14 protein-coding genes are annotated in these 18,052 nt (G+C 61.0%); 8 read left to right on the forward strand and 6 right to left on the reverse strand.

The genetic code is table 11. From position 1 onward, the window contains the following. Positions 1 to 169 precede the first annotated feature (169 nt). The 8 genes from ppsA (at position 170) to AC3WKX_RS22100 (ending at position 8,305) form a co-directional block, all read left to right on the forward strand. Positions 170 to 2,545, forward strand: coding sequence for a phosphoenolpyruvate synthase (gene ppsA / locus AC3WKX_RS22065; RefSeq protein ID WP_102605100.1), 2,376 nt, complete (start codon positions 170 to 172; stop codon positions 2,543 to 2,545). Positions 2,546 to 2,652: 107 nt separating this feature from the next. Further along, positions 2,653 to 3,642, forward strand: coding sequence for an alpha/beta fold hydrolase (locus AC3WKX_RS22070; RefSeq protein WP_102605099.1), 990 nt, complete (start codon positions 2,653 to 2,655; stop codon positions 3,640 to 3,642). 222 nt (positions 3,643 to 3,864) lie between these two features. Then, complete coding sequence (gene rraA, locus AC3WKX_RS22075; RefSeq protein ID WP_003215007.1) at positions 3,865 to 4,356, forward strand: ribonuclease E activity regulator RraA; 492 nt, start codon at positions 3,865 to 3,867, stop codon at positions 4,354 to 4,356. A 25-nt stretch (positions 4,357 to 4,381) separates the two neighbouring features. After that, complete coding sequence (locus tag AC3WKX_RS22080) at positions 4,382 to 5,377, forward strand: zinc transporter ZntB (RefSeq protein WP_003215009.1); 996 nt, start codon at positions 4,382 to 4,384, stop codon at positions 5,375 to 5,377. Between the two features lie 86 nt (positions 5,378 to 5,463). After that, complete coding sequence (locus AC3WKX_RS22085) at positions 5,464 to 5,709, forward strand: hypothetical protein (protein ID WP_003215011.1); 246 nt, start codon at positions 5,464 to 5,466, stop codon at positions 5,707 to 5,709. A gap of 2 nt (positions 5,710 to 5,711) precedes the next feature. Then, positions 5,712 to 6,536: a mechanosensitive ion channel family protein gene (locus tag AC3WKX_RS22090; protein WP_008432650.1), complete on the forward strand. Its 825-nt coding sequence runs from the start codon at positions 5,712 to 5,714 to the stop codon at positions 6,534 to 6,536. A gap of 87 nt (positions 6,537 to 6,623) precedes the next feature. Then, positions 6,624 to 7,214, forward strand: a complete 591-nt coding sequence (gene sigX, locus AC3WKX_RS22095; RefSeq protein ID WP_003215014.1) for an RNA polymerase sigma factor SigX — start codon at positions 6,624 to 6,626, stop codon at positions 7,212 to 7,214. A gap of 107 nt (positions 7,215 to 7,321) precedes the next feature. Continuing rightward, positions 7,322 to 8,305, forward strand: coding sequence for an OmpA family protein (locus tag AC3WKX_RS22100; RefSeq protein ID WP_102605098.1), 984 nt, complete (start codon positions 7,322 to 7,324; stop codon positions 8,303 to 8,305). A gap of 60 nt (positions 8,306 to 8,365) precedes the next feature. Here AC3WKX_RS22100 and cobA read toward each other — a convergent pair whose 3' ends face one another. The 6 genes from cobA to AC3WKX_RS22130 all read right to left on the reverse strand — a co-directional run bounded on the left by cobA (position 8,366) and on the right by AC3WKX_RS22130 (position 17,708). Then, positions 8,366 to 9,109, reverse strand: coding sequence for a uroporphyrinogen-III C-methyltransferase (gene cobA / locus AC3WKX_RS22105; RefSeq protein WP_003215019.1), 744 nt, complete (start codon positions 9,107 to 9,109; stop codon positions 8,366 to 8,368). Positions 9,110 to 9,118: 9 nt separating this feature from the next. Continuing rightward, on the reverse strand, positions 9,119 to 11,827 hold the full coding sequence (locus AC3WKX_RS22110; RefSeq protein WP_102605097.1) for a nitrate reductase: 2,709 nt from the start codon (positions 11,825 to 11,827) through the stop codon (positions 9,119 to 9,121). Continuing rightward, on the reverse strand, positions 11,827 to 12,144 hold the full coding sequence (gene nirD, locus AC3WKX_RS22115) for a nitrite reductase small subunit NirD (RefSeq protein ID WP_003215022.1): 318 nt from the start codon (positions 12,142 to 12,144) through the stop codon (positions 11,827 to 11,829). Before nirD ends, AC3WKX_RS22110 begins: the two co-directional genes overlap by 1 nt. Continuing rightward, the gene (nirB, locus tag AC3WKX_RS22120) at positions 12,141 to 14,594 is read right to left on the reverse strand and encodes a nitrite reductase large subunit NirB (protein ID WP_003215025.1); all 2,454 of its coding nucleotides are present in this window, start codon (positions 14,592 to 14,594) and stop codon (positions 12,141 to 12,143) included. Before nirB ends, nirD begins: the two co-directional genes overlap by 4 nt. Positions 14,595 to 14,826: 232 nt before the next feature. Then, positions 14,827 to 16,497 (reverse strand): bifunctional protein-serine/threonine kinase/phosphatase, encoded by a 1,671-nt coding sequence (locus tag AC3WKX_RS22125; RefSeq protein WP_102605096.1) that lies wholly within the window; start codon positions 16,495 to 16,497, stop codon positions 14,827 to 14,829. Next, positions 16,497 to 17,708, reverse strand: coding sequence for a nitrate/nitrite transporter (locus AC3WKX_RS22130; RefSeq protein WP_003215029.1), 1,212 nt, complete (start codon positions 17,706 to 17,708; stop codon positions 16,497 to 16,499). Before AC3WKX_RS22130 ends, AC3WKX_RS22125 begins: the two co-directional genes overlap by 1 nt. Positions 17,709 to 18,052: the final 344 nt, after the last annotated feature.

Raw genomic sequence — 18,052 nt, forward strand, 5'->3', positions numbered from 1 at the left:
GGGCCTTAAGCTGATGACGAATCTTGGATATGATAGGCGCGATTTTGCCGTCCCGCAGTGGGCCGCATTCTCACTTATTTTCCAGGTCCAGGCCACAAACGCCGGTAACCGCTCCTACTGAGCCGCCGGCGTCCTGAGCTTTTCCAACACAGAAAGTGGAGAGATCACCTTGGTAGAGTACGTAGTTTCCCTCGATAAGCTCGGCGTCCATGATGTAGAGCACGTAGGGGGCAAGAACGCATCCCTGGGCGAGATGATCAGTAATCTTGCGGGTGCCGGTGTATCGGTGCCAGGTGGTTTTGCCACCACTGCCCAGGCTTACCGTGATTTCCTCGAGTTGAGCGGCCTCAACGATCAGATCCATGCCGCCCTCGATGCGCTGGACGTCGATGACGTCAACGCCCTGGCCAAGACTGGCGCCCAGATCCGTCAATGGATCATGGAAGCCGAGTTCCCCGAGAAGCTCAACGCCGAGATCCGCTCCGCGTTTGCCACGCTGTCGGCCGGTAACCCCGACATGGCTGTCGCCGTGCGCTCCTCGGCCACCGCCGAAGACCTGCCGGACGCCTCCTTTGCCGGCCAGCAGGAAACCTTCCTGAACATCCGCGGCGTGGAAAACGTGATCCGCGCAGCCAAGGAAGTGTTTGCCTCCCTCTTTAACGACCGTGCTATTTCCTACCGCGTGCACCAGGGTTTCGACCACAAGCTGGTGGCCCTCTCTGCCGGTGTGCAGCGCATGGTGCGTTCGGAAACCGGCACCGCCGGCGTGATGTTCACCCTGGACACCGAATCGGGCTTCCGCGACGTGGTGTTCATCACCGGCGCCTACGGCCTCGGCGAAACCGTCGTACAAGGCGCGGTGAACCCGGACGAATTCTACGTCCACAAGCACACCCTTGAAGCCGGCCGCCCGGCCATCCTGCGCCGCAACCTGGGCAGCAAGGCGATCAAGATGATCTACGGCGACGAGGCCAAGGCCGGTCGCTCGGTGAAAACCGTTGATGTCGACAAGGCCGAACGCGCGCGTTTCTGCCTGACCGACGCCGAAGTCAGCGAATTGGCCAAGCAGGCGATGATCATCGAGAAGCACTACAAGTGCCCGATGGACATCGAATGGGCCAAGGACGGTGACGACGGCAAGCTGTACATCGTCCAGGCCCGCCCTGAGACCGTGAAGAGCCGCACCTCGGCCAACGTCATGGAACGCTACCTGTTGAAAGAAACCGGCACCGTGCTGGTGGAGGGCCGTGCCATCGGCCAGCGCATCGGCGCCGGCAAGGTGCGGATCATCAAGGACGTGTCCGAGATGGACAAGGTCCAGCCAGGCGACGTGCTGGTTTCCGACATGACCGACCCGGACTGGGAACCGGTGATGAAGCGCGCCAGCGCCATCGTCACCAACCGTGGCGGGCGTACCTGCCACGCGGCGATCATCGCCCGCGAGCTGGGGATTCCGGCAGTGGTCGGTTGCGGTAACGCCACCCAACTGTTGAAAGACGGCCAGGGCGTGACCGTGTCCTGTGCTGAAGGCGACACCGGCTTCATCTTCGAAGGTGAGCTGGGCTTCGATATCAAGCAAAACTCCATCGACGCCATGCCCGACCTGCCGTTCAAGATCATGATGAACGTCGGCAACCCGGACCGCGCCTTCGATTTCGCGCAATTGCCGAACGCCGGTGTGGGCCTGGCCCGCCTGGAGTTCATCATCAACCGCATGATCGGTGTGCACCCCAAGGCCCTGCTGAACTACGACGGCCTACCGCCGGACATCAAGGAAAGCGTCGACAAGCGCATCGCCGGCTACAACGACCCGGTGGGCTTTTACGTCGAGAAGCTGGTGGAAGGCATCAGCACCCTGGCAGCGGCGTTCTACCCGAAAAAGGTCATCGTGCGCCTGTCGGACTTCAAGTCCAACGAGTACGCCAACCTGATCGGCGGCAAGCTTTACGAGCCGGAAGAAGAAAACCCGATGCTGGGCTTCCGTGGCGCCTCGCGCTACATCAGCGAAGCCTTCCGCGACTGCTTCGAGCTGGAATGCCGTGCCCTCAAGCGCGTGCGCAACGAGATGGGCCTGACCAACGTCGAAATCATGGTGCCGTTCGTGCGCACCCTGGGTGAAGCGAGCCAGGTGGTGGACCTGCTGGCTGAAAACGGCCTGTCCCGTGGCGAGAACGGCCTGCGCGTCATCATGATGTGCGAGCTGCCATCCAATGCCATCCTGGCTGAAGAATTCCTGGAGTTCTTCGACGGCTTCTCCATCGGTTCCAACGACCTGACTCAGCTGACCCTGGGCCTGGACCGCGACTCCGGGATCATCGCCCACCTGTTCGACGAGCGTAACCCTGCGGTCAAGAAGCTGCTGGCCAACGCCATCCAGGCGTGCAACAAGGCCGGCAAGTACATCGGGATCTGCGGCCAAGGCCCTTCCGATCACCCGGACCTGGCCAAGTGGCTGATGGAGCAGGGCATCGAAAGCGTCTCGCTGAACCCCGATTCCGTACTGGAAACCTGGTTCTTCCTGGCTGAAGGTCAAGCCCAGGCGTAATACGCAACACCCAAAAGTGCCGGTCAACCTTGCGGTTGGCCGGCATTTCTCATTCTGTACAGGGCGGAACTCCTTCCGGACGCCGCCCTTTTTTGTGCAAGAGCATTATGCAAAGCAGCAGCAACCTGTTTCCCGTCGCCTTGATCAGCGCTGAGCGTCGTGGCGACCTGAGTGAAGATGTGTATCGGCTGAAACCCGGCAACAGCCCTGACGGTACCGTCGAGCTGGCCGTGACCCGCCTGGGCCTGGCTGACGTCCCGGAAAACCGGGGCGTGCCGGTGGTTTTGTTGCATGGCAGTTTTTCCAACCGCCGCTTCTGGTACTCGCCCAAGGGGATCGGCCTGGGCGCCTACCTGGCGCGCGAAGGGTTTGACGTCTGGATCCCGGAAATGCGCGGTCACGGGCTGTCCCGGCGCAACCAGGACTACGCCAGGAATCGTGTCGCCGACTATGCTCGCTACGACTTGCCGGCCATTGCCGCCTTCGTGCGTGAGCAAAGCGGGCAGATTCCCCACTGGATCGGGCATTCCCTGGGTGGCACAACCCTGGCTGCGGCCCTGGGTGGGCAGCACCTTGGCGCGCCGGCAGTGGCCTCGGTGGCGCTGTTTGGCTGCCAGGTCAGTCGCACGCATTGGCCGTTGAAGTTGCCACCGGTGGAGTGGACCGGTCGCCTGCTCTTGAAACGTTTCGGCCAATTGTCCGGCGCTCGGTGGAAACGCGGCCCGGAGGACGAGCCGGCGGGCGTATTGATTGAAGCCATGCGCTGGAATGGGCTGTTCGGCCGCTTTGGCGAAGGTAAGCAGGATTGGTGGAAAGGCCTGGCCGAGGTTGACGTGCCGCTGTTGGCGGTGAGCGCCGCCGGCGATTACCAGGACCCGGACTGGGCCTGTCGCAAGCTCTTTGAGCAGGTCGGCTCCGAGCATCGCCAATACCTGTGCCTGGGGCGCCAGCAAGGGTTCAGCGGGGATTTCGGGCATGTCGAGATGCTCGTCAGCAAGGCCGCCCAGGCTGAAGTGTGGCCGCTGGTGACGCGCTGGTTGAAAAATCCGCTTACACCTTTGCTGGGGGCGCAGGCGCAGGAACTGGCAGCGGTTTGAGCGCGAGGCTCTATCAGGGGCGTTTCGCTTGTTTGCCGTAGAGGCTAAGATATGACGCGTTGGGTGGTTCTGGTCATATTCAGTCGCGCAGTGGGTCTTGCGTTGCTATCCGATGGGCCTGACTATTCGGCCCGGATTAAAGAACCTTCACGGCAAAGCGTTTCCAGATGTAAGTAAACAGTGGGATGTTTGACACCTTCTTTCACCTACAGGAGTTTCTCGATGAACCATTACCTTACCCCCGACCTGTGTGACGCCTATCCGGAGCTGGTGCAGGTGGTTGAGCCGATGTTCAGCAATTTCGGCGGCCGGGACTCCTTTGGTGGCGAGATCGTGACCATCAAGTGCTTTGAAGACAATTCCCTGGTCAAGGAACAAGCCGAACTCAATGGGGCCGGCAAGGTGCTGGTGGTCGATGGTGGGGGTTCCCTGCGCCGCGCGTTGCTGGGCGACATGATCGCCGAGAAAGCCGCGAAAAACGGCTGGGAAGGGCTGGTGATCTACGGCTGCATCCGCGATGTCGACGTAATCGCCCAGACCGACCTGGGCGTGCAGGCCCTGGCCAGCCACCCGATGAAGACTGACAAGCGCGGTATTGGCGATTTGAACGTGGCGGTGACATTCGCCGGCGTGACCTTCCGCCCGGGCGAGTACGTGTACGCCGACAATAACGGTGTGATCGTCTCCCCCAGCCCGCTGAAGATGCCTGAATAAACAGCAGTAGCCGACAGGGGTGAGGATGTTCGAGGAAGAAAACGCGCAGTGGGGGCTGGTGCATGCCCTGGTGCTGGACGGTAAAGGTGGTGCGCGTTCGATTGCCCGGACAGAGCTTGATGAGCTGCAACTGCAGCCTCAGGAAAGCCTGTGGCTGCATTGGGACCGTAGCCATCCCCAGACCCAGACCTGGTTGCGCAAATCCAGCGGCCTCAGCGAATTCGCCTGTGACCTGCTGCTGGAGGAGAACACTCGCCCACGCCTGTTGCCGCTGCCGGATGCCGAACTGCTGCTGTTTTTGCGCGGGGTCAACCTCAATCCCGGCGCCGAACCGGAAGACATGGTCTCGGTGCGGATCTTTGCCTCGGCAGCGCGGGTGATTTCCCTGCGTTTGCGCCCATTGCGCGCCACCGACGAGTTGCTGGTGCAACTGGCAGACGGCAAGGGGCCGAAGACTTCCTCGGAACTGGTCCTGTATATGGCGCAGTACCTGACCAACAAGGTTCAGGATCTGGTCAGCGACTTGTCCGAAATCGTCGATATCGAAGAAGAAAAACTGGATGCCGACGAACGGTATACTCCGGAGCACGGCAGCGTTTTGCAGATCCGTCGGCGCGCCGCCGGGCTTAAACGTTTCCTGTCGCCGCAGCGGGATATTTTCGCGCAGTTGACCCGGATCAAATTGCCCTGGTTCTGTGACGACGATGCTGACTACTGGAACGAATTGAACAACAGCCTGACCCGCTACCTGGAAGAGCTTGAGCTGGCCCGGGAGCGCGTGGGGCTTGTGCTGGAGACCGAAGACCGGCGTTTGAGCCTGCGCATGAACCGCACCATGTACCGCTTCGGGATCATCACCGGGATCTTCCTGCCGATGAGTTTCCTGACCGGTTTGCTGGGCATCAATGTAGGCGGAATTCCGTTCTCTTCCAGCCCTTACGGGTTCCTGATTGCCTGCCTGATGATGGTCACGGTGGCGGTCGGGCAATGGTGGTTGTTTCGACGGTTACGTTGGGTTTGAGCTGAATGTGACCTGAACGTGGAAAGAGGTCATGTGACCCGAAGAATTTTACCCTCGTCTTTTAAATCACTTGCGAGAGGTTTTTTATGCACGATCCGTTCGAACAGTCTTTGCGTGACATGCTCAATGCCTCGCCGTCCAACCGGGACGACGATGCTTGCCTGGGTCGCGTCTTGAAAACCGCCAACCGCCAGGTCGGGGCGGGGGATCTGTTCGGTCTGCTTGGCCGCTGGTTGCCGGCGTTGATGATGGCCTTGAACAATGGTTCGGCCCATGTCTCACCGGTTTCCCGTCGTAAACCTCTTGCACGCACTGCTGATAAGGCTGAATGAATATGGAACTCGATCTCTGGACCCAGAGTCTGGTAACTGCAATGACTGCGTTGTGGACCAAGGTGGCGAATTTCATTCCCAACCTGTTTGGTGCACTGGTGGTGGTACTGCTGGGTTTTGTCGTGGCCAAGCTGCTTGACACCCTGCTTTCCAAATTGCTGGCCAAGCTGGGTCTTGATCGATTGATGGGTGGCACCGGCCTGACCAAGATTTTGGGGCGTGCCGGGTTGCAAGTGCCGATCTCGACCCTGATCGGCAAGATCGTTTATTGGTTTGTTTTGCTGATTTTTCTGGTTTCTGCGGCTGAATCCCTTGGACTTGAGCGAGTTTCAGCTACGCTCGACATGCTGGCGCTGTATTTGCCGAAAGTATTCGGTGGCGCGCTGGTGTTGCTGGTAGGGGTTTTGCTGGCGCAACTGGCCAATGGCCTGGTGCGTGGGGCGGCTGAAGGCGTGGGTCTGGATTATGCCAGCGGCCTGGGGCGAATTGCCCAGGGTCTGGTGATTATCATCAGTATTTCGGTCGCGATCAGCCAGCTGGAGGTCAAGACCGACCTGCTGAACCATGTGATTGTGATTGTTTTGATTACCGTTGGTCTGGCCGTTGCGCTGGCCATGGGACTGGGAAGCCGGGAAATTGCCGGGCAGATTCTTGCGGGAATCTATGTGCGTGAGCTATATCAGGTTGGGCAACAAGTGCGTGTGGGCGAGGTCGAAGGGCAGATCGAGGAGATCGGCACGGTCAAGACGACAGTGCTGACGGACGATGGCGAACTGGTGTCGCTTTCGAACCGGATCCTGCTGGAACAGCATGTGACTAGCCGCTAACCCGGCGAATCCTGCTAATGTACGCCGCCGCAAACCTGGGTATCCAGGCCATGGCGGACATTGACCTGACTGTCGGCACGACTTGTTTTGAATAAAGCCCAAACGCTGTCCACGCGCTATGACCCCCGTGAGCTCTCTGATGAGGAGTTGGTCGCGCGCTCGCACACGGAGCTGTTTCACGTAACACGCGCGTACGAAGAATTGATGCGCAGGTATCAACGCACTCTGTTCAACGTTTGTTCAAGGTATTTAGGGAACGATAGAGATGCGGATGATGTCTGTCAGGAAGTGATGCTCAAGGTGCTATACGGCCTGAAGAACTTCGAGGGAAAATCGAAGTTCAAGACATGGCTCTATAGCATCACGTACAACGAGTGCATCACGCAGTATCGGAAGGAACGGCGAAAGCGTCGCTTGATGGATGCTTTGAGTCTGGACCCCCTTGAGGAAGCGTCTGAGGAAAAGGCGCCTACCCCGGAAGAAAAGGGCGGACTCGATCGCTGGTTGGTGCATGTGAATCCGATTGACCGGGAAATTCTGGTGCTACGATTTGTCGCAGAGCTGGAGTTTCAGGAGATCGCTGACATCATGCATATGGGTTTGAGTGCTACAAAAATGCGTTACAAACGCGCTCTTGATAAATTACGTGAGAAATTTGCGGGCAGCACTGAAACTTAGTGCGTGGCAAATATCTCTTACGTGTAGGCAAGTTCTGTTAGACTTGTCGCCGAGTTGTCCCCCGGTATGTGGGACTGCTTTACAATCACCAGATGGGGATTTAACGGATGAAACTGAAAAACACCTTGGGCTTGGCCATTGGTACTCTTATTGCTGCCACTTCTGTCGGCGCTCTGGCACAAGGCCAAGGCGCAGTTGAAGGCCAGCTGTTTTACAAAAAGCAGTTCAACGATAGCGTCAAACATATCGAAGACGGCTTCAATCCTGGCGCCAGCATCGGTTACTTCCTGACCGACGACGTGTCGATCAACCTGAACTACGACACTACCAACCACACCCGTTCGAACGACGGTACTGGCAACCAGAAGATCAAAGGTGATACCGGCAGCGTTACTGCCCAGTACCACTTCGGTCAAGCTGGCGTAGACTCCCTGCGTCCATACGTTGAGGGCGGTTTCGGCCACCAGAGCCGTACCAACGTGCAGGCTGATGGTCACAGCGGTCGCGATCAGTCGACCCTGGCTATTGCTGGCGCTGGTGTGAAGTACTACTTCACCGACAACCTGTTCGCACGTGCTGGTGTTGAAGCTGACTACGCTATCGACAACGGCAAGTGGGACTACTCCGCACTGGTTGGCCTGGGCGTAAACTTCGGCGGCAACGCTGGCAAAACTGCTCCAGCTCCTACCCCAGCACCAGCTCCAGAGCCAACCCCAGAGCCAGAAGCTCCGGTTGCTCAGGTTGTTCGTGTTGAGCTGGACGTGAAGTTCGACTTCGACAAGTCGGTTGTTAAGCCTAACAGCTACGGCGACGTGAAAAACCTCGCTGACTTCATGAAACAGTACCCACAAACCACCACCGTTGTTGAAGGTCACACTGACTCCGTCGGTCCTGACGCTTACAACCAGAAGCTGTCCCAGCGTCGTGCTGACGCTGTTAAGCAAGTCCTGGTCAAAGACGGTATTGCTCCTAACCGTGTAAGCTCGGTTGGTTATGGCAAATCCCGCCCAGTTGCTGACAACGCAACTGAAGCTGGCCGTGCTATCAACCGTCGCGTAGAAGCCTCGGTAGAAGCACAAGCAGCTCAGTAATTACTGAGTTGTAGAAAAAAGCCCGGCTTAGGCCGGGCTTTTTTTCGCCTGCAGTTTGCCTCAGGCCGTGGCGCTGGCCAGGGCCGCAAGCGCCTGCGTCGCTTGCGCAACCCGGCCAATCACCAGGATAGCCGGGCTCTTGAGCGCGAATTCGTGCGCATCATCCTGCATCCGGGCGAGGCTGCTGCGGCATTCGCGCTGTTGTGGCAGTGAAGCGTTTTCAATCATCGCCACCGGCATGTCATCGCTCATGCCACCTTCCAGCAATTGCCGGCGGATTTCCCCCAGTTTCGCCACCCCCATATAGATCACCAGCGTCGTGCCGCCCTCGGCCAGGGCCCGCCAATTGAGGCTGCTGTCGTCCTGGGTATGGGCCGTGACCAACGTGACGCCACGGCTGACACCGCGCAACGTCAGCGAGATATCGCAGTTCGTTGCCCCGGCCAGCCCTGCCGTAATGCCGTTGACCAACTCCACTTCCACCCCTTGCTGCCTGAGCCACGCCGCCTCTTCGCCGCCGCGACCAAAAATGCACGGGTCGCCGCCCTTGAGCCGCACCACGCACTTACCCTGCCGGGCATAACGCAACATCAGGCGATGGATAAACGCCTGTGGGGTGGAACGGCAGCCACCGCGTTTGCCCACGGTGATCAGCCGTGCAGCGGGGCAATGCTCCAGCAGCGCCGGGTTGACCAGATCATCGATCAGCACCACATCGGCTTCCCGCAGGGCTCTCACCGCCTTGAGTGTCAGCAGTTCCGGATCGCCGGGGCCTGCGCCCACCAGCCAGACTTTTGCGCTCATATGCTTGCCTCACACTCTGATCGCGATTGGCTGCTTGCCACTCGCCAATAACCGTTTGATTTCCGGCACACAGGAGCCGCATTGCGTGCCGCAACCCAGTTCCTGCTTCAGCCCGTTCAGGTCCAGGCCCCGGGCAATGCCGGCGCAGACCGCGCTTTCGCTGACGTTCTTGCAGTTGCACAGCGTCTTGTTGCTGCTTGAGCCGCCCCCCGGTGGCGCACTCAATGGCGCCAACAACCAGCGGCGTAACTGCTCATCGGTGCGACCTTCCAGCCACAGGCTTTGCAGCCAGTGGCGAGCCAGGGTTTCGCCAGCCAGGCGGATCGCGGTGATACGGCCTTTTTCAATCTTTACCCGCTTGCCAATGGAGCGCCGCGGGTCGTCGTACGCCATCACGGGGCCGTCGTTGAGGCCCAGCAGTTGGTCGATCTGCTTGAGCAGTTCAAGGGCGGGCGCCTCGTGATGCGCCGCACGAATCAGCAGGGCAGGCCGCTCGCGTCCGGTCAGGCTCAGGCTGACGTAGGCAAAGCCGTCACACAGCGGTCGCAACGCTTCGAAGTGTTGCTGCACATCGCCTTCAATCAGCGCAAACAAGTGCCAGGGCAGCCGCACCGCCTCCAGGCGCACGCCGCTGTGCTTGAGTTCCGGCTGTTTGGACAGCGGGTCGAATGCCGGCTGGGTCAGCGCATTTACGCCGCCTTTAAGAAAACGGTCGCCCCAGTGCATCGGCAGGAAAGCCTGGCCGGGACGCACGCTGTCATCGCTGCCGACGGCCACAATCACGCTGCCGCGCCGGCTTTTCAGGCTGACCAGATCCCCTTCCTTCAAGCGATGGCGACGCAGTTCGTCCGGGTGCAGGCTGAGCACTGCTTCACTGACATGGCCGAACAGCTGCGCAGCGGTGCCGGTGCGGCTCATGCCATGCCATTGGTCCCGCAGGCGGCCGGTGATCAGGGTGAGTGGGAAGCGCGCGTCACGCTGCTCCTTGGCGGCGCGATAAGGGTCGGCGACAAAGTGCGCCCGGCCAGTCTCCGTAGGGAAAAATCCGTCGGTGTACAGCCTTGGCGTTCCGCCCACCGCATCGGCCGGGAATGGCCATTGCTGCGGGCCTATCCGGTCCAGCAGCGCGTGGCTGATACCCGACAGGTCCAGGTCCCGCCCACGGGTCAGCAGCTTGTATTCATCAAAGATCTGTGCCGGTTGCTCAAAGGCAAAAAGCCCCGGTTTTCCGGGACAAAGACGCTGCTCCAGGCGTCGGGCAAAATCCACGGTGATTGCCCAGTCCGGCCGCGCTTCCCCAGGTGGGGCGATGGCTCGGCGAACGTGGGAAATGCGCCGCTCAGAGTTGGTCACTGTGCCTTCCTTCTCGCCCCAGCTCGCGGCTGGCAGCAACAGGTCGGCGTAACGCGCCGTCTCGGTTGTACGAAAGGCTTCCTGTAGCACCACGAACGGACACGCTTCCAGGGCCTGGCGCACGGTGTTCTGGTCGGGCAGGGATTGGGCGGGGTTGGTGCACGCGATCCACAAGGCCTTGATCTTGCCGGCCTGCATCTGTTCAAACAATTCGATGGCGGTCAGCCCGGTGCTGGCCGGCAGTTGGTCGACCCCCCAATACGCGGCTACTTCTGCCCGATGTTCGGGGTTGGCAGCCTCACGATGGCCAGGCAGTAAATTCGACAAACTGCCGGTTTCCCGCCCACCCATGGCATTCGGCTGACCCGTCAGGGAGAAAGGTCCGCAGCCAGGGCGGCCGATGGTGCCGGTCGCCAAATGCAGGTTAATCAAGGCGCTGTTCTTCGCGCTGCCGGCGGTGGACTGATTGAGCCCCATGCACCACAACGACAGAAAACTCGCCGAGGTGCCGACCCATTCCGCACACAGACGCAGTTGCTCGACACTGATCCCGCACAACTGCGTGACCATTTGCGGTGTGTAGTCGTGAACCAGGCGTTTGAGTTCGACCAGGCCGTCGGTATGGGCCTGGATAAAGTCGCGGTCGATCCAGTCTTCCCACAACAGCAAGTGCAGGATCCCATGGAACAATGCGACATCCGTACCCGGCAAAATCGCCAGATGCAGGTCCGCCAAGTCGCAGGTGTCGGTGCGCCGGGGATCAATTACCAGCACTTTCATCTGTGGCCGGCGGGCCTTGGCTTCCTCCAGGCGTCGGAACAACACCGGATGCGCGTAGGCCATATTGCTGCCGACGATCATCACGCAGTCGCTCGACTCCAGGTCCTCGTAGCTGCACGGTGGCGCGTCGGCCCCCAGGCTGCGCTTGTAGCCGACCACCGCCGAAGACATGCACAGCCGCGAGTTGCTGTCGATATTGTTGGTGCCCACCAGCGCCCGCGCCAGTTTGTTGAAGCTGTAGTAATCCTCGGTCAGCAACTGCCCGGAAATATAGAACGCGACGCTGTCCGGCCCGTGTTCAGCGATGGTTTCGGCAAACACGTTCGCCGCGTGCTCCAGGGCGGTATCCCAGTCGGTGCGGCTGCGGGCCAGGCCTTTGCCCAGCCGCAGTTCCGGGTACAACGCGCGGGCCGCGAGGTCTCCGGTGAGGTGCAGGCTGGAGCCCTTGCTGCACAATTTTCCGAAGTTGGCCGGATGACTCGGATCGCCACTGACGCCGAGGATCTGCGAGCCATCATGCTCGATCAGTACGCCGCAACCGACCCCGCAGTAGCAGCAGGTGGACGCGGTGGTCTGGCGGTTCATCAACCGGCGTCCCGCAGCGCCAACATCACCCGGCCGTTTTCCACACGGGCCGGGTGGTGATGGGCGCAGCCGACGTCCGGTGCCTGGGCCTCCCCGGACTCCAGGTCGATCTGCCAGTTGTGCAGCGGGCAGGCCACGCGCTTGCCGTAGATCAAGCCTTGGGACAGCGGGCCACCCTTGTGCGGGCAGCGGTCGTCGAGGGCGAAAACCTCGTCGTCACTGGTACGAAAAATCGCGATGTCGCCTTTTGGCCCGCTGATGATGCGCGAGCCCAGGGCGTTGATTTCTTCGAGGGCGCAGATATCCAGCCAGTTCATGCCGGCACCTCCAGCAGTTTGACGGGGATGGTGTCGAATTCCTTTTTCAGCAGCGGCTGTTCCAGGCGTTCTTTCCACGGGTCCTGCTCGAACGACAGGGAGAATTGCAGGCGTTCATTCAGTGCCTGGCGCCGCGCCGGGTCTTCCAGTACAGCCTTCTTGATGTGCTCCATGCCGACCCGTTGCAGGTAGTGCACGGTGCGCTCCAGGTAGAAGGCTTCTTCCCGGTAGAGCTGTAGGAAAGCGCCGTTGTATTCGCGCACTTCTTCGGCGGTTTTCAGCTTGACGAAGAACTCGGCGACCTCGGTCTTGATCCCGCCGTTACCGCCGATGTACATCTCCCAGCCGGAATCGACGCCGATGATTCCCACGTCCTTGATCCCCGCTTCCGAGCAGTTGCGCGGGCAGCCGGACACTGCCAGCTTGACCTTGTGGGGCGACCACATATTGAACAGGTCATGTTCCAGCTCAATCCCCAGTTGCGTCGAGTTCTGCGTACCAAAGCGGCAGAACTCGCTGCCGACGCAGGTCTTCACGGTGCGGATGGATTTGCCGTAGGCGTGGCCGGATGGCATATCGAGGTCTTTCCATACGCCGGGCAAGTCCTGCTTCTTGATGCCCAGCAAATCGATGCGCTGCCCGCCGGTAACCTTGACCATCGGCACGTTGTACTTGTCGGCCACATCGGCGATGCGCCGCAGTTCCGACGGATTGGTCACACCACCCCACATCCGCGGGACTACCGAATAGGTGCCGTCTTTCTGAATATTGGCGTGGGCGCGTTCGTTGATCAGGCGCGATTGCGGATCGTCTTTTGCCTCGCCGGGCCAAGTGGAGATCAGGTAGTAGTTGAGTGCCGGGCGGCAGGTGGCACAGCCGTTCGGGGTGCGCCAGTTCAGGTAGCTCATGGTGCCGGCGATGGTCAGCAGGTGCTGGTCGCGGATGGCCTGGCGGATTTGCCCGTGGTTGAGGTCGCTGCAGCCGCAGATGGCTTTTTCGCTTTTCGGTTTGACGTCCGCCGCGCCGCCCACGGTGTTGATCAGGATTTGTTCCACCAGCCCGGCGCAGGAACCGCAGGAACTGGCAGCCTTGGTGTGCTTCTTCACGTCGTCGACGCTGAACAGACCGTGTTCCTGAATCGCCTTGACGATGGTGCCCTTGCACACGCCGTTGCAGCCGCAGACTTCGGCGGTGTCGGCCATGCTCATGGCTTTGTCCTGGCCTTGGTGGCCTACATCTCCCAAAGCATTTTCACCGAACATCAGGTGATCGCGGATCTCGCCAATGGCATGGTTCTCACGGATCTGCCGGAAATACCAGCCGCCGTCAGCCGTATCGCCGTACAGGCAGGCGCCGACGAGGATGTCGTCCTTGATCACCAGCTTCTTGTACACACCGCCAATCGGGTCGGAAAGCGTGATGGTCTCCGTGCCTTCGCCGCCCATGAAGTCCCCGGCGGAGAACAGGTCGATGCCGGTGACTTTCAATTTGGTCGAAGTCACCGAGCCTTGATAGCGCGCGAAACCCAGTTGGGCGAGGTGGTTGGCGCAGACCTTGGCCTGCTCGAACAGCGGTGCCACCAGGCCGTAGGCGATCCCGCGATGGCTGGCGCATTCGCCGATGGCATAGATGCGCGGGTCGTAGGTTTGCAGGGTGTCGTTGACCAGAATCCCACGGTTGCACGGGATGCCGGATTTTTCCGCGAGTTCGGTGTTGGGGCGGATGCCCGCAGCCATCACCACCAGGTCGGCGGGGATCACATCGCCATTCTTGAATTGCACCGAGCCGACGCGGCCGTTGCCGGCGTCATGCAGCGCCTCGGTCTGCTCCTTCAAGCGAAACACCAGGCCACGGCTTTCCAGTTCGGTTTGCAGCAACTGGCCGCTGGTCTTGTCCAATTGCCGTTCCAGCAGCCACTCGCCGATATGCACCACGGTCACGTGCATGCCACGCAGCATCAGGCCGTTGGCGGCCTCCAGGCCCAGCAGGCCGCCGCCGATGACGACCGCGTGCTTGTGGGTCTTGGCGGTGTCGATCATGGCCTGGGTGTCGGCGATGTCGCGGTAGCCGATCACACCCTGCAACGTATTGCCCGGGATCGGCAGGATAAAAGGCGTGGAGCCGGTGGCGATCAGCAGGCGATCGTACTCGGCCTCGCTGCCGTCTTCGGCGATGACTTTGCGTTTGACCCGGTCGATCTGCACCACTTTGCGGTTAAGCAACAGCTTGATGTTGTTATCGAGGTACCAGCTCAAGTCATTGAGCACGATCTCTTCGAAGGTCTGCTCACCGGCCAGCACCGGCGACAGCAAAATGCGGTTGTAATTGGTGTGGGGCTCGGCGCCGAAAACGGTGATGTCGTACAGGTCGCTGCTCAGCTTGAGCAATTCTTCAAGGGTGCGAACCCCGGCCATGCCGTTGCCGATCATCACCAGTTTGAGTTTCTTCATGTCGTTCTCCGCAGTGGCTCGACAAATCGTGCGCAACAAAAAAAGGCGTCCCCGCTACGTAAGTAGCGAGGACGCCTTTGTCCTGGTCCCGTTCTCTCGGGAAGCCCGACCTTCGACGTTGAAGGTGCGGCTATATGTGTGTTGATGGGAAAGCTAATGCAGCGGTTGTGCCAAGTAGGATTTTGGCCGGTTTTGCTAAGTGAGGCGGTGATGTATCAAGAAATTTCGCCTCTTAGTGGTGCAACAGCCAGTACAACAGCACCAGATTGATCAGCAACGACAGCACGGCCAACGTTTGCCAGACCTTCAGCGGTTCGCGCTCCAGCAGCGGTTTTGGTCGCGTGCTCAACTCGCGGCGATCCGCCTGCTCCAGTACCAGCAACCATTCCTCGGCAGTTTCATAACGTTGCTCGGGTTGCGCGGCGACTGCGCGCTCCAGGCTCTGTTGCAGCCAGTCGGGCAGGTCGGGGCGGTAACGGCTGGCGCCGACAAGCGTAGTGAACCTGGGACGCTGGAAAGCTTCGATTTCGCCATAGGGGTAATGCCCGGTGAGCAGGTAATACAAGGTCACACCGACGCTATACAAGTCCTGTTGCGGGGTAGGGCGTTCGCCGTTGAAGGCTTCCGGGGCGATAAAGCTTGGCGTGCCAGGCAACAGGTGCGCGCGATCCTCCGAGAGCCCGGGGCAGTAGGCCAGGCCGAAGTCCAGCACACGCAATTCGCCATCCTCGGCCAGCAGCAGGTTTTCCGGCTTGATGTCGCGGTGCAGGATCTGCCGGCGGTGCAGCAGCCCGACGGCACGCAACAGGCGCTCGGCCAGGGTTTGCCACTGCGCCAGGGGCAATGGGCCCTGGTGCTTGAACAGTTCGGCCAGGGTTTGGCCGGAGTATTCACGCATCACGTAGTACAAATGCTGACGGCCACTGGCTGGATGGACTTCAGGAAACGCGCGGCCGGCGACCCGGCGCAGGAACCATTCCTCTGACAGCAATGCCTGGGCGGCGAACACGTCATCGTCGTGGCTGAGCGGCAAGGTCTTCAGCAGCCACGCCTGTTGATGGGCATCGCGCACCCGATAGAGCAAGGATTGGCGGCTTTGCCCCAACAGCGACTCTACGTGCCAGCCTTCGAAGCGCTGGCCGGGTTTCAGGGGGGGCGGCAGGGGCCATTGCTGCAACTGCACCAGCGCATCGCCGAGGGTGGCGGCGCCAAGCTGGTCGACGCGGACCAGCAGGGCGCTGGCGTTGTCCTGGCTACCGGCCAGGTGCGCGGCGCTGACCAGGGTGTTTACCGCGAGGTCCAGGTCCGACTGTTCCCGCAGGATTGCGCTGATGTTGTTGTCATCCAGGGTCGCCCACACGCCGTCGCTGAGCAGCAGGAAACACTCGCCTGCCCGCAACTCGCCGTCGAGGAAATCCAGCACCAGATGCTGATCCAGGCCCATGGCGCGCTTGAGCACATGCTGCATGCCCGGTTGCTCCCACACATGCTCCTGGCTCAGGCGCTGCAACTGGCCATCGAGCCAGCGGTACACCCGGCAATCACCCACATGGGCCAGGGTGAAACGCTGGCCGCGAAACACCAGGGCGCTGAGGGTGGTCAGCAACGGCTGACCGCCGCCATTGGCTTGCAGCCAGCGATTCTGGGCCACCAGCAAGCGTTCCAGGGCCTGGGCCACGCCCCAGGTTTGCGGCGTGGCGTAATAGTCCAGGGCCAGGGCTTGCAAGGTCGAGCGTGCAGCCAGTCCGCCATCGGCGCATTGGCTGACGCCATCGGCGATGGCACACAAGTAGCCTTTGCTGGCGGCCAGCTCCGGGGCGGGAGTGACCAGGCGCAAGGCGTCCTGGTTTTCCTGCCGCGGGCCGGTGGCGCTGGCCTGGGCGAAGCTCAGTTGCAGGCTCATCAGACCCGTGCAGCCGTCACCGCGGCCGAGCCCCAGGTGGTTCTCCAGCGACGCTTGACGCCGTACAGGCCGAACCAGGCCAGCACGCCCAGGCTGGCGAACAGCCACAGCGCCAACTGATAGCTGCCGGTGCTTTGCTTGATCGCGCCCATGCCCGCCGCCAGGGCGAAACCGCCGATGCCGCCGGCCATGCCGATCAGGCCGGTCATCACACCAATCTCGCGGTGAAAGCGTTGGGGCACCAGTTGGAAGACTGCACCGTTACCGGCACCCAAACCGAGCATGGTGCACACAAAAAGCGCCAGTGCTGCGTAGGAGCTTGGCAGGTTGAACCCCACCGCCGCGATGCAGATCGCTGCCACGCCGTACATGCCGAGCAGGGTGCGAATCCCGCCGAAACGGTCGGCCAGGGCGCCGCCCAAAGGCCGCATCAGGCTGCCGCCGAATACGCAGGCGGCGGTGTAGTAGCCGGCGGTGACCGGGCTCAGGCCGTATTGGTCGTTGAAATAGCCGGGCAGGGCGCTGGCCAGGCCGATGAAACCACCGAAGGTCACACTGTAGAAGAACATGAACCACCAACTGTCGCGGTCGCCCAGGGCTTTGAAGTAGTCGGCCATGGACTTGGCCTTGGGTCGTTGCGGGGCGTTGCGGGCGAGCCAGGCGAAGACGATCAGCGTCAGGATCAGCGGGATCAGTGCGAAGCCGAACACATTGCTCCAGCCAAACGCGGCGGCGAGTACCGGTGCCAGCAGGGCCGCGAACACCGTCCCGGAGTTGCCGGCGCCGGCGATGCCCATGGCCTTGCCCTGGTGCTCGGCGGGGTACCACTGGGAGGCCAGGGGCAGGGCGACGGCGAACGAGGCTCCCGCCATGCCGAGGAACATGCCCAGCAGCAGGGCTTGCTCGTAGCTGTGGATTCCGAGTTTCCAGGCGACGAACAAGGCGCCGATGACAATCACCTGGCCGATCAGGCCGGCGGTCTTGGGGGAGAGTTTGTCGGCGAGCATGCCCATCAGGAACCGCAGCACTGCGCCGGCCAGGATGGGGGTGGCGACCACCAGGCCGCGTTGTTGGGTGGTGAGGTGCAGGTCGGCGGCGATTTGTACCGCCAATGGGCCCAACAGGTACCAGACCATGAAGCTCAGGTCGAAATACAGGAACGCGGCGAACAGGGTCGGGGTGTGACCGGATTTCCAGAAGCTTGATTTCATCACGCACCTCAGCGGTAAGGGGTCTTATGAGAAGGCCTGGTGATGGAACGGCTGTGGCCGCCCCATCGGCCCCGGGCTATGGGGCCAAAACGAAAAAACGCCGCCACCGGGTTCGCTGGGGCAAACCGGGTGTGCGACGTCTTTGTCGTGGAGGGGGCAACCGCCGTTGGCTACCTGTGGGGATTCTTTAGCAAGAGGTGGGCCAACAGGGGGTGGGGGCGTTGTGGTGTGGTGTGGTGTACATATCCGTTGCTGCGGTAACGGCGGCTTAGGGTTCCGCTCTTACAGCGGGTCACTTTTGGCAAACGCCCCAAAAGTAACCAAAAGGTCTTTGCCCCACCACT

This window comes from Pseudomonas sp. GP01-A4 (genome assembly GCF_058780865.1).

Coding starts and splice junctions, on each gene's coding strand:
- nirB (WP_003215025.1), bottom strand. CDS start 14,594: ATGAAGAAACTCAAACTGGTGATGATCGGCAACGGCATGGCCGGGGTT.
- AC3WKX_RS22125 (WP_102605096.1), bottom strand. CDS start 16,497: ATGAGCCTGCAACTGAGCTTCGCCCAGGCCAGCGCCACCGGCCCGCGG.
- nirD (WP_003215022.1), bottom strand. CDS start 12,144: ATGAACTGGCTGGATATCTGCGCCCTCGAAGAAATCAACGCCCTGGGC.
- cobA (WP_003215019.1), bottom strand. CDS start 9,109: ATGAGCGCAAAAGTCTGGCTGGTGGGCGCAGGCCCCGGCGATCCGGAA.
- AC3WKX_RS22110 (WP_102605097.1), bottom strand. CDS start 11,827: ATGAACCGCCAGACCACCGCGTCCACCTGCTGCTACTGCGGGGTCGGT.
- AC3WKX_RS22130 (WP_003215029.1), bottom strand. CDS start 17,708: ATGAAATCAAGCTTCTGGAAATCCGGTCACACCCCGACCCTGTTCGCC.
- AC3WKX_RS22100 (WP_102605098.1), top strand. CDS start 7,322: ATGAAACTGAAAAACACCTTGGGCTTGGCCATTGGTACTCTTATTGCT.
- AC3WKX_RS22070 (WP_102605099.1), top strand. CDS start 2,653: ATGCAAAGCAGCAGCAACCTGTTTCCCGTCGCCTTGATCAGCGCTGAG.
- rraA (WP_003215007.1), top strand. CDS start 3,865: ATGAACCATTACCTTACCCCCGACCTGTGTGACGCCTATCCGGAGCTG.
- AC3WKX_RS22080 (WP_003215009.1), top strand. CDS start 4,382: ATGTTCGAGGAAGAAAACGCGCAGTGGGGGCTGGTGCATGCCCTGGTG.
- AC3WKX_RS22090 (WP_008432650.1), top strand. CDS start 5,712: ATGGAACTCGATCTCTGGACCCAGAGTCTGGTAACTGCAATGACTGCG.
- AC3WKX_RS22085 (WP_003215011.1), top strand. CDS start 5,464: ATGCACGATCCGTTCGAACAGTCTTTGCGTGACATGCTCAATGCCTCG.